Source organism: Burkholderia sp. BCC1644 (genome assembly GCF_902833225.1).
In the GTDB taxonomy this organism is placed as follows: Bacteria; Pseudomonadota; Gammaproteobacteria; order Burkholderiales; family Burkholderiaceae; genus Burkholderia.
Genome location: NZ_CADFEI010000005.1, coordinates 441,402 through 452,931, shown reverse-complemented (window position 1 = coordinate 452,931; position 11,530 = coordinate 441,402). Strand labels below are relative to the sequence as shown.

Annotated in this window: 8 protein-coding genes and 1 tRNA gene; 5 read left to right on the top strand and 4 right to left on the bottom strand. The window is 68.1% G+C overall.

The genetic code is table 11. The features are described from left to right. The first annotated feature begins 96 nt into the window (after positions 1-96). The 3 genes from glnL to HWX87_RS13075 all read left to right on the top strand — a co-directional run bounded on the left by glnL (position 97) and on the right by HWX87_RS13075 (position 4,992). The gene (glnL, locus tag HWX87_RS13085) at positions 97-1,239 is read left to right on the top strand and encodes a nitrogen regulation protein NR(II) (RefSeq protein WP_176047479.1); all 1,143 of its coding nucleotides are present in this window, start codon (positions 97-99) and stop codon (positions 1,237-1,239) included. A gap of 46 nt (positions 1,240-1,285) precedes the next feature. Then, positions 1,286-2,794 (top strand): nitrogen regulation protein NR(I), encoded by a 1,509-nt coding sequence (gene ntrC / locus HWX87_RS13080; RefSeq protein WP_176047478.1) that lies wholly within the window; start codon positions 1,286-1,288, stop codon positions 2,792-2,794. An 89-nt stretch (positions 2,795-2,883) separates the two neighbouring features. Then, positions 2,884-4,992, top strand: coding sequence for a prolyl oligopeptidase family serine peptidase (locus tag HWX87_RS13075; RefSeq protein WP_176047477.1), 2,109 nt, complete (start codon positions 2,884-2,886; stop codon positions 4,990-4,992). Between the two features lie 21 nt (positions 4,993-5,013). Here HWX87_RS13075 and xth read toward each other — a convergent pair whose 3' ends face one another. After that, entirely contained in the window at positions 5,014-5,790 is a 777-nt protein-coding gene (xth, locus tag HWX87_RS13070) for an exodeoxyribonuclease III (protein WP_176047476.1), read from the bottom strand. Positions 5,791-5,972: 182 nt separating this feature from the next. Between xth and HWX87_RS13065 the strand changes: the two genes are divergently transcribed. Next, a tRNA-Met gene (locus HWX87_RS13065) sits at positions 5,973-6,049 on the top strand. A 107-nt stretch (positions 6,050-6,156) separates the two neighbouring features. Here the strand turns inward: HWX87_RS13065 and HWX87_RS13060 are convergent. Beyond that, the gene (locus tag HWX87_RS13060) at positions 6,157-6,849 is read right to left on the bottom strand and encodes an aspartate/glutamate racemase family protein (protein WP_176047475.1); all 693 of its coding nucleotides are present in this window, start codon (positions 6,847-6,849) and stop codon (positions 6,157-6,159) included. Positions 6,850-6,986: 137 nt separating this feature from the next. On the opposite strand from HWX87_RS13060, the gene dinB reads away from it, so the two are divergent. Further along, a complete protein-coding gene (gene dinB / locus HWX87_RS13055; protein ID WP_176047474.1) occupies positions 6,987-8,150 on the top strand; it encodes a DNA polymerase IV in 1,164 nt (387 codons plus the stop codon). Positions 8,151-8,208: 58 nt separating this feature from the next. Here dinB and HWX87_RS13050 read toward each other — a convergent pair whose 3' ends face one another. Next, positions 8,209-10,296, bottom strand: a complete 2,088-nt coding sequence (locus tag HWX87_RS13050; protein ID WP_176047473.1) for a M3 family metallopeptidase — start codon at positions 10,294-10,296, stop codon at positions 8,209-8,211. A 261-nt stretch (positions 10,297-10,557) separates the two neighbouring features. Continuing rightward, positions 10,558-11,418, bottom strand: a complete 861-nt coding sequence (gene folD, locus HWX87_RS13045; protein ID WP_176047472.1) for a bifunctional methylenetetrahydrofolate dehydrogenase/methenyltetrahydrofolate cyclohydrolase FolD — start codon at positions 11,416-11,418, stop codon at positions 10,558-10,560. Between the last annotated feature and the right edge of the window lie 112 nt (positions 11,419-11,530).

The following is an 11,530-nucleotide window of genomic DNA, read 5'->3' as shown; positions in this document are numbered from 1 at the left end:
GAGCGGCGGAGTCTGAAAGGGGACGGCGTCCGGCCGTCCCTTTTTTGTTCCGGTGATTTTCATTTTCTGGCCCGGTGAGGCGCGACAAGCACGCAGATGGTTCTGAAGAATCTGATCAAGGCGAAAACGGGGCAGCCCGAGCGACTGACGGACGACGAGCGGCTCGCACGCTCGGGCCTGCTGGCGGGGCTGGAAGCGCTGCCGACGGTCGTGATCGTGCTCGACCGCAAGACGCTGCGGATCGCGTTCGCGAACCCGTCGGCGGAGGCGATGCTCGACATCTCGCGCCGGCAGCTCGCGCAGCGGCCGTGGGGCGAGATTTTTCCGAACGCGAACGAGCTGGCGTCGACGATCACCGCGATCGGCGAGGAACGCTTTCACGCGACGCACCTCGATACCGTGCTCGACCGGCCCGGCCGCGAACCGCTGCATGTCCACGCGATCGTCGGCTTCCTCGAGACCTCGCCCGATTTCGTGCTCGTCGAGCTGTTCGAGAACGAACGGCAGTCGCGCACCGATCGGGAAGAGCGGATCCACGACCTGACCGCGGTCAACAAGCAGCTGATCCGCAACCTCGCGCACGAGATCAAGAACCCGCTCGGCGGCATTCGCGGCGCAGCCCAGCTGCTCGAATTCGAGCTGGGCGAGCGCGAGCGCGGCGAGTTGCGCGAATACACGCAGGTGATCATCAAGGAGTCCGATCGCCTGCAGACGCTCGTCGACCGGTTGCTGGAGCCGCACCGGCATCCGCACATCGTCGGCGACGTGAACATTCATGAAGTGTGCGAACGCGTGCGCGCGGTGATGCTCGCGGAATTCCCGCGCGGGCTCACGATCGAGCGCGACTACGACGTAAGCGTGCCGGACCTGCGCGGCGACAAGGAGCAGCTGATCCAGGCGCTGCTCAACATCGTGCGCAATGCGGCGCAGGCGCTGCGCGAGCGGATCGCGCAGGGCGACGCGAAGATCGAATTGCGCACGCGCATCGCGCGCAAGGTGACGATCGCGAAGCGCTTGTACCGGCTGGCACTGGACTTGCACGTGATCGACAACGGGCCCGGCATTCCGGAAGAGATCCGCGACCGGATCTTCTATCCGCTCGTGTCCGGGCGCGAAGACGGCAGCGGTCTCGGCCTCACGCTCGCGCAGACGTTCGTGCAGCAGCACGACGGGATGATCGAGGTCGAAAGCCGGCCCGGACGTACCGAATTTCAGATTCTGCTGCCGCTCGACCATTGAGCGGCGACATTGCGATTCACCGGATTCACCCAAACCTGACCGACCTATGAAGCCGATCTGGATAGTAGACGACGACCAATCGATCCGCTGGGTGCTTGAAAAGGCACTCGCCCGTGACAGCTTCGCGACGAAGAGCTTCGCGAACGTGCGCGACGCGCTGGCCGCGCTCGACCACGAGACGCCGCAGGTGCTCGTGTCCGACATCCGGATGCCGGGCGGCTCGGGCCTCGAGTTGCTGCAGGCGATGCACGAGCGCCTGCCGGGCCTGCCCGTCATCATCATGACGGCATTCTCCGATCTCGACAGCGCCGTCGCGGCGTTCCAGGGCGGCGCGTTCGAATATCTCGCGAAGCCGTTCGACGTCGACAAGGCCGTCGAGCTGATCCGCCGCGCGGTGGAAGAAAGCCTGCGCGGCGGCGCGCCGCAGGACGAGCGCGTGGCCGAAGCACCCGAGATGCTCGGCCAGGCGCCGGCGATGCAGGACATGTTCCGCGCCATCGGCCGCCTGTCGCATTCGGCCGCGACCGTGCTGATCACCGGCGAGTCGGGCACCGGCAAGGAACTCGTCGCCCGCGCGCTGCATCGCCACAGCCCGCGCGCGAACGGGCCGTTCATCGCGCTGAACACGGCGGCGATTCCGAAGGACCTGCTCGAATCCGAGCTGTTCGGCCATGAGCGCGGCGCGTTCACCGGCGCGCAGACGACACGGCAGGGCCGCTTCGAGCAGGCCGAGAACGGCACGCTGTTCCTCGACGAAATCGGCGACATGCCGTTCGACCTGCAAACTCGCCTGTTGCGCGTGCTGTCGGACGGGCAGTTCTATCGCGTCGGCGGCCACAACCCGCTGCGCGCGAACGTGCGCGTGATCGCCGCGACGCACCAGAATCTCGAGTCGCGCGTGCGGCAGGGGCTGTTCCGCGAGGATCTTTACCACCGGCTCAACGTGATCCGGCTGCGCCTGCCGCCGCTGCGCGAACGCAGCGAGGACATTGCGCTGCTCACGCGCCACTTCCTGCAGAAGAGCGCGCGCGATCTCGGCGTCGAGCCGAAGCGCGTGTCCGACGACGCACTCGCGTACCTGACGTCGCTCGCGTTTCCCGGCAACGTGCGGCAGCTCGAGAACCTCGCGAACTGGCTGACCGTGATGGCGCCCGCGCAGACGGTCGAGATCAAGGACTTGCCGCCCGACCTCGTGCCGGCCGGTGCGCCGGTCGTCGCGACGGGTGACGGCGCGGATGCGCCCGGCAGCGCGCCGGCCGTGCCGCCCGCGATCGGTGCAATGCCGGTCGCGAGCGCGCCCGTCGCGGCCGCGCCGAACGGCAGTGCGCCGGCCGGCTACCCGCTGTGGGAGCATGGCCTGCGCACCGAAGTCGCGCGGCTGTTGCGCGAGAATTCGGCCGACGTGATGGACGAGCTCGCGCGCCGCTTCGAGGCGGCCGTGATCCGCGAGGCGCTCGACTTCACGCGCGGTCGCAAGGTCGAGGCCGCGGAGCGGCTCGGCATCGGCCGCAACACGATCACGCGCAAGATCCAGGAACTCCACCTGGAGCCCTGAGCACGATTTGCGGCATGCGCGGGCGTCGCGCATGCCGCGATCGGACATAATCGCGGTTTGCACGCCGTTTGCCATTCCGCCGATCCTCAATGTCCGATTCCTTCCGCTGGCCCGCCGGGGCCGACCCGTTCCGTTTCCTCGAATCGCTCGACAGCAAGCGTGCCCGCACGTGGGTCGACGAGCAGAATGCGCGCACGCGCGCCGTGCTGCGCGACGACGACGCGTATCGCGCGCTGACTGCGCGTCTCGCCAAAGCGTACCTGCCGCGCGAACGCCCGGTGATTCCGACCCGCTGGCGCGACTGGGCGTACGACCTGTGGCAGGACGATCTCCATCCGAAGGGGCTGTGGCGCCGTACGCGCTGGGACGACTGGCGTGCCGGTCAGCCTGTATGGGAAACGCTGCTCGACGTCGACGCGCTCGGTGCCGAGGAGGGCGAGTCGTGGGTGTTCGAGCAGGACGCGATCCTGTATCCGGACGGCGATCGCGCGCTGCTGTCGCTGTCGCCGGGCGGCGCCGACGCGGTCGTCGTGCGCGAATTCGATCTCGTCGAACGCCGTTTCGTCGACGGCGGCTTCACGATCGACGAGCCGGGTCATCATACGGTCGGCTGGATCGACCGCGACACCGTCTACGTGAGCTGGGATCGCGGCGAAGCGCATGCGACCGCGGCAGGTTATCCGTATGAAGCGCTGCGCTGGGTGCGCGGCACGGCGCTCGCCGATGCGCCTGTCGTCTTCAGCGGCGAACCCGACGACATCAGCGCGGGCGCGTGGTTCGATCCGATCGACAACCGGCACGTCGCGTGGCGCAGCGTCGACTTCTTCGATGCGCACGCGTACTGGCCGACCGAAGCGGGCGAGTGGGCACGCTACGACGTGCCGACGCATGTCGAGGTCGGGTTCTGGGAAGGCTGGCTCGTGCTGGAGCCGCGCCTCGACTGGGACTGCGACGGTGTGCGGCATGCGGGCGGCTCGCTGCTCGCGATCCGCGAGCAGGCATTCCTCACGGGGGCGCGCGCATTCACGACGCTGTTCGCGCCGCAGCCGACGACGTCCGCGTGCACGTGGACGCACACGCGCACGACGCTGATCGCGAGCTGGCTCGACGACGTGCACAGCCGCACGATGCTGTGGCAACCGCGACAGGCCGACGACGGTACGTGGACGTGGGATGCGCGGCCGTTCGAGTGGGTGGGCGACGCGCAGATCGACGTCGAGCCCGTCGAGGCAACGCTGAACGACGAGGTGTACGTCGATGTCGACACCTATCTCGATCCGCCCGAATGCTGGCTGGCCGACCTGGCCGATCGCGCGGACGATGCGCCGTCGCGCCGCGTGCTGCTCGACCGGCCGCCGGTGCAGTTCGATGCGGCCGGGCTCGTCGTGCGCCGCGCCAGCGCGCGTTCGCAGGACGGCACGGTGGTGCCGTACACGCTGATCGGGCCGCGCGATGCACTCGATCCTGCCGAAGGCGCCACGCGCGTCGCGCGGCCGTGTTTGCTGTCGGGCTATGGCGGCTTTGCGATTCCGAACCTGCCGGGCTACAGCGACGCGTTCGGTATCGGGTGGCTCGAACGTGGCGGCGTGATGGCGTTCGCGCATATCCGCGGCGGCGGCGAGTTCGGACCGCGCTGGCACGTCGACGCGCAGCGCGAGCACCGGCAGCGCTCGTTCGACGACTTCCTCGCGGTAGCCGGGGATCTCGCCGCGACCGGCGTGACGACCGCCGCGCAGCTCGGGATCGAGGGTGGCAGCAACGGTGGATTGCTGGTCGCCGCGTGCATGATGCAGCGGCCGGAGTTGTTCGGCGCGGTGCTGTGCCGTGTGCCGCTGCTCGACATGCAGCGCTATCCGAAGCTGCACGCGGGCGCCGCATGGCTCGACGAATACGGTGACCCGGACGATCCGCGCGAGGGCGCGGCGCTGGCTGCGTACTCGCCGTATCACCGCGTGCGCGAAGGTGTCGTGTATCCGCCGCTGCTGCTGACGACGTCGACGCGCGACGACCGCGTGCATCCCGCGCATGCGCGCAAGATGGCCGCGTGCATGCATGCGCTGGGTCACGAACGGGTGTGGTACTGGGAGAACACCGACGGCGGCCACGGCAGTGCCGACGATCTGGAGCGTGCGGAGGCCGATGCGGCCGAGTTCGGCTTCCTGTGGGCCCATCTCGGGCCGGCGCCCGCGCGGCGCTGAGCGCGCGGGCGGATTGGACGATCAGCCGACGACCGCGACGACGGGCGTGTGGTCGGACGGCTGTTCCCACGTACGCGGCGTGCGATCGACTTCGCACGACGTGCAGGTCTCGGCGAGCGCCGGCGACAGCAGGATGTGGTCGATGCGCAGCCCGGCATTGCGACGGAACGCCATCATCCGGTAATCCCACCACGTGAAGGTCTTCTCGGGCTGCTCGAAGCGGCGGAACGCATCGACGAAGCCGAGCTCGATCAGTTGCGCGAAGTGCGCGCGCTCCTGCGGCGACACGAGGTTCTGGCCTTCCCATTTCGCGGGATCGTGCACGTCGCGGTCTTCCGGCGCGATGTTGTAGTCGCCGAGCAGCGCGAGCTTCGGGAAGCGCTGCAGCTCGGTGCGCAGCCACGCCTGCAGCGCGTCGAGCCATTGCATCTTGTAGACGAACTTGTCGGAGTCGGGCGCCTGGCCGTTCGGGAAGTACGCGGACACGATGCGTACGCCGTCGACCGTCGCGGCGACCACGCGCTGCTGCGGATCGTCGAAGCCGGGGATGTTGCGCACGACGTCGGATTCGTCGACGGTCAGCGACTCGCGCGCGAGGATCGCGACGCCGTTGTAGGTCTTCTGGCCCGTGAACCAGCTGCGGTAGCCGGCCGCCTCGAGATCGGCGCGCGGGAATTTCTCGTCGGACAGCTTCAGTTCCTGCAGGCACAGCACGTCGGTGCCGCTTTGTACGAGCCAGTCGAGCACGTGCTGCTTGCGGACGTTGAGCGAGTTGACGTTCCAGGTGGCGATTTTCATGAACGGGAGTGTGTGTGCGGCGTGAATGCGAAGGCCGCCATCTTACCGCGAGCATGCGGTGCGAACGCGCGCTTGCGCGACGCGGAGCAGGGGGCGCGGCATGCTATCTGGAAGGGGAGAGAAGAAATTGTGACAAAAGTGTTGACGTGAGTACTTCATCACCCTATAATTTATTTCTCTGACGCGGGGTGGAGCAGTCTGGCAGCTCGTCGGGCTCATAACCCGAAGGTCGTAGGTTCAAATCCTACCCCCGCAACCAAGCACACCAGACGATGTGCAGCGCAAATGACCGATGCGCGCTTCGTCGACAGGAACCCGGCCTCGTGCCGGGTTTTTTGTTTTCTGTGCCCGAAATCGTCGTCGCGGTTATCGCGCCGCCCACTCCACGGCCGCCTTCGCATGCAGCGCGGTCGTGTCGAACACCGGCAGCGGCGAATCGTCCGCGCCGATCAGCAGCGTGATCTCCGTGCAGCCGAGGATCACGGCCTGCGCGCCGCGCTGCGCCAGTTCCTCGATGATCGACACATAGGTCGTACGCGATTCCGCCGTGATGACGCCGTGGCACAGCTCGTCGTAGATGATCCGGTGCACGTCGTCGCGCCCGCGTTCGTCCGGCACGAGCACGTCCATCCCGAATTTGTCGCGCAGCCGCTCCGCATAGAACGGCAGCTCCATCGTGTAGCGCGTGCCGAGCAGCGCGACGCGCTCGACGCCTGCGTCGCGCAGCGCGCTGCCGGTCGGATCGGCGATGTGCAGGAACGGCAGCATCACCGCGGCTTCGATCGCAGCGTGCACGCGATGCATCGTATTGGTCGTCAGCACGACGAGGTCGGCGCCGGCCGCTTCGAGCTGCCGTGCCGCATCGGCCATCCGCTCGCCGAGCGCCGCCCAGTCGTGCGTGCGCTGCAGCGCTTCGATTTCCGCGAAATCGACCGTGACGAGCACGCTCTTCGCGTTGTGGTGGCCGCCGTGCAGCGCCTTCGAGTGCCGGTTGATCATCCGGTAGTACTCGGCCGACGATTCCCAGCTCATGCCGCCGATCAGTCCGATCGTCTTCATCCGTCACCTTCCCGTTTCGTGTTTCGCGGCAGACGAGTATAGGCGCGGCTGCCGGCACCCGGCCGGTACGATCCGCGCAAAGCGGGCCGGTACGGCGCAGCCGGGCGCGGCCGCACGCGACAGTTGAAACCGGCACTGTGTTTTTGTACAGTATCGGCACCGTGAACCCGACCATCATTCCGCCTGCCGATCCGCACGTGCCGCCGCCGGGCGACGCGCTGCCACGCACGCGCAAGATCATTCACTGCGACTGCGACTGTTTCTACGCATCGGTCGAGATGCGCGACGACCCGTCGTTGCGCAACCGGCCGCTCGCGGTCGGCGGTCGGCCCGACCAGCGCGGCGTGATCGCGACCTGTAACTACGAGGCGCGGCGCTACGGCGTGCATTCGGCGATGTCGTCGGCGCTGGCGATGCGCAAGTGCCCGGACCTGCTGATCCTGCCGTCCGCGATGGACAAGTATCGCGCGGCGTCGCGGCAGATCATGGCGATCTATCGCGACTACACGCCCGACGTCGAGCCGTTGTCGCTCGACGAGGCGTACCTCGACGTCAGCGGGTCGGACCGCTGCCAGGGCAGTGCGACGCTGATCGCGCGCGAGATCCGCCAGCGCGTGTTCGACACGGTCGGCGTGACCGTGTCGGCCGGCGTCGCGCCGAACAAGTTCATCGCGAAGATCGCGTCGGACTGGAACAAGCCCGACGGCCTGTTCGTGGTGCGGCCGCACGAAATCGACGCGTTCGTCGCGGCGCTGCCGGTGCGCAAGCTGCACGGCGTCGGCAAGGTGACGGCCACGCGGCTCGACAGGCTCGGCATCCAGACCTGCGCGCAGTTGCGCGACTGGCCGCTGATCGACCTGCACCGCGAGTTCGGCGCATTCGGGCGGCGGCTGTACGAACTGGCGCGCGGAATCGACGAACGGCCCGTGCAGGCCGATCAGGAGCGCAAGTCGGTCAGCGTCGAGACGACCTACGTGACCGACCTGACGACGCTCGAGCAATGCGCGGACGAGATCCGCCGTCTCGTCGTGCAGCTCGACGCGCGCGTCGAGCGCGCAGGCGCCGCGCGGTCGATCCGCAAGCTGTACGTGAAGATCCGCTTCGCCGATTTCCAGCGCACGACGGTCGAATGCGTGGCCGACGCGACGAACGCGGAGACGGCCGTCACGCTGCTCGCGAAGGGGCTGCAGCGGCGCGCGCAGGCCGTGCGGCTGCTCGGCGTCGGCGTGCGCATCGACGAGGACACGGCCGAGCGGCACGGGCAGTTCTCGCTGTTCGACGACGACGCGCCCGCGCCATGAAAAAAGGCACCGCCGAAGCGGTGCCTGTCGATGCGACCGGAAGGGCCGGGCGGCGCGCTCAGTGCGCGGGCGCGGCCATCCCGTTGTGGCGCAACAGCGCATCGATTTCCGGCTCGCGGCCGCGGAACGCCTTGAACGAATCCATCGCCGGGCGGCTGCCGCCGACCTCGAGGATCTCGCGGCGATAGCGCGTGCCGGTGGCCGCGTCGAGCACGCTGCCGCTCTTGGCGGCCGCTTCCTCGAATGCCGCGTACGCGTCGGCCGACAGCACCTCGGCCCACTTGTAGCTGTAGTAGCCGGCCGCATAGCCGCCCGCGAAGATGTGGCTGAACGTGTTCGGCCAGCGCGAGAATGCCGCCTGCGGGATCACGTGATAGCGCTCGTTGATCTCGCGCGCGAATGCGGTCACGCCGGTGGCGCCGGCCGGGTCGAAGTCGACGTGCAGCAGCATGTCGAACATCGAGAACACGATCTGGCGCAGCGTGCCGAGCCCGCTCTGGAAATTCTTCGCGGCGATCATCTTGTCGAACAGCTCGCGCGGCAGCGTGGCGCCCGTATCGATGTGCGACGACATCGACGACAGCACGTCCCATTCCCAGCAGAAGTTCTCCATGAACTGCGACGGCAGCTCGACGGCATCCCATTCGACGCCGTTGATGCCCGACACGCCGAGCTCGTCGACGCGCGTGAGCATGTGGTGCAGCCCGTGGCCGAACTCGTGGAACAGCGTGATGACTTCGTCGTGCGTGAAGCACGCGGGCTTGCCGCCGATCGGTGCCGAGAAGTTGCAGGTGAGGTACGCGACCGGCGTCTGCACGCCGCTGCCGCGCTTCGCGCGCGAGCGTGCGTCGTCCATCCATGCGCCGCCGCGCTTGCCTTCGCGCGCGTACAGGTCGAGATAGAACTGCGCGACGAGCGAGCCGTCGCGGTTCTCGACGCGGAAGAAGCGCACGTCCTTGTGCCATACCGGCGCGTCGTCCGCCTTGATCCGCACGCCGAACAGCGTCTCGGTGACGGTGAACAGGCCCTTCAGCACGGCCGGCTCGGGGAAGTACTGCTTCACCTCGTTTTCCGAGAACGCGTAGCGCTGCTGGCGCAGCTTTTCGGCCGCGTATGCAACGTCCCACGGCGCGAGTTCGGTCAGGCCGAGTTCCTTCGCGGCGAATGCGCGCAGCTCGTCCCAGTCCTTGTCCGCGTGCGGGCGCGCGCGCGTCGCGAGATCCTCGAGGAACGCGATGACCTGCTGCGGCGATTCGGCCATCTTCGGCGCGAGCGACACTTCGGCGAAGTTGCGGTAGCCGAGCATCTGCGCCTCTTCGCGGCGCAGCTTCAGCTCGTCGGCGACGATCGCCGTGTTGTCCCATTCGGCCTTGCCGTCGCCGTACTGCGGCCCGAGCTCCGATGCGCGCGTCGCATAGGCGCGATAGAGCGTCTCGCGCAGCGCGCGGTTGTCCGCGTACTGCAGCACCGGGAAGTACGACGGGAAGTGCAGCGTGAATTTCCAGCCGTCCTTGCCGTCCTTCTGCGCGGCTTCGTGGGCGGCTTCGATCGCGTCGCCGGGCAGGCCGGCGAGGTCGGCTTCGGCATTGACGAAGTACGCGTACGCGTTGGTCGCGTCGAGCACGTGGTCGGAGAACGCCTTCGACAGGGCGGCCTGCTGTTCCTGCAGTTCCGCGAAGCGCGGCTTCTGGTCTTCGGGCAGTTCGGCGCCCGACAGGCGGAAATCGCGCAGCGCGTTGTCGAGGATCTTCTTGCGCTCGGCCGACAGCGTCGCGTATTCGGCGCTCGCGGCGATCGCCTTGTACTTCTCGTACAGCGCGAGATTCTGGCCGACGCTCGACCAGAACTCGGTCACGCGCGGCAGGTTTTCGCCGTAGGCGGCGCGCAGTTCCGGGGTGTCGGCGACCGCGTTCAGGTGGCCGACGATGCCCCATGCGCGGCCGAGCGGCTCCGTCGCGTGCTCGACCGTCTCGACGACGGCGGCCCAGGTCGACGGCGTCGCGCTTGCGCTCGCGGCTTCGACCGCGCGGCTGGCTGCGTCGAGCAGCGTATCGAGCGCGGGCGTCACGTGTTCCGGGCGGATCTCGCCGAAACGGGGCAGGCCGGAGAAGTCGAGGAGCGGATTGGTGTTGGCGCTGGCGGACATAAGACTCCCTGTCTGTTGCCGGATGAACCGGGATGAAAAGGGTAACGGCGGCGGGGCGCGATGGCGCCCGATACCGACATTATTGGGGCGCATCGCGCGCTTTCCAATCGTTAGTTTCTAATGACGCGATTGACGCAGGGGCGGATGCGGGCGACCGGCGGCGGGCGACCGGCAGCGGGCGACCGGCGCGGTGCAGCCGCGGCGATGCGGCTGGCGAGACGCCGGCGCACGGAACCGCGCGCCGGCTGAACGGGCAGGGGGTCAGGCGGCCGCGTCGGCGGCGCGCTCGGCCGCTTCGATCGTGTTGATCAGCAGCATCGTGATGGTCATCGGGCCGACGCCGCCCGGCACCGGCGTGATGTGGCCGGCCACTTCCTTCACGCCCGCGAAATCGACGTCGCCGCACAGCTTGCCGGCGTCGTCGCGGTTCATGCCGACGTCGATCACCGTCGCACCCGGCTTCACCATGTCGGCGGTCAGGATGTTGCGCTTGCCGACCGCGGCGACCACGATATCGGCCTGCCGCGTGTGCGCGGCGAGGTCGCGCGTCTTGCTGTGGCAGATCGTCACGGTCGCGCCGGCGTCGAGCAGCATCATCGCCATCGGCTTGCCGACGATGTTCGAACGGCCGATCACGACCGCGTTCGCGCCCTGCAGCGCGATGTCGTGCGCCTCGAACATCTTCATCACGCCGTACGGCGTGCACGGGCGGAACAGCGGCTTGCCGGTCATCAGCGCGCCGGCGTTCGCGACGTGGAAGCCGTCGACGTCCTTCTCCGGCGCGATCGCCTCGATCACCTTGTGGCTGTCGATATGCGCGGGCAGCGGCAATTGGACGAGGATGCCGTGGATCTTCGGGTCGCGGTTCAGTTCGTCGATGCGCGCGAGCAGGCCGGCTTCCGACAGCGTGGCCGGGTACGCATCCTTCAGCGAGAAGAAGCCGTTGTCCTCGCACGCCTTGATCTTGTTGCGCACATAGACTTCGCTCGCCGGGTTCTCGCCGACGAGGATCACCGCGAGACCGGGCTGGTGGCCGCGTGCGGTCAGGGCGGCGGCGCGTTCGGCGGCCTGACCGCGCAGGGTCTTCGAAAGGGCGTTGCCGTCGATGAGGAGGGCTGTCATGGTGGTGGGTCCTGCCGGGAAGTTGGAATGCGGGCGTACGGCACGCGGGCGCCGCAGCAAAGCACGCAATTATACCGTTCGCCTGCTGCCGTCCGACAGGGAATCAGCGGGA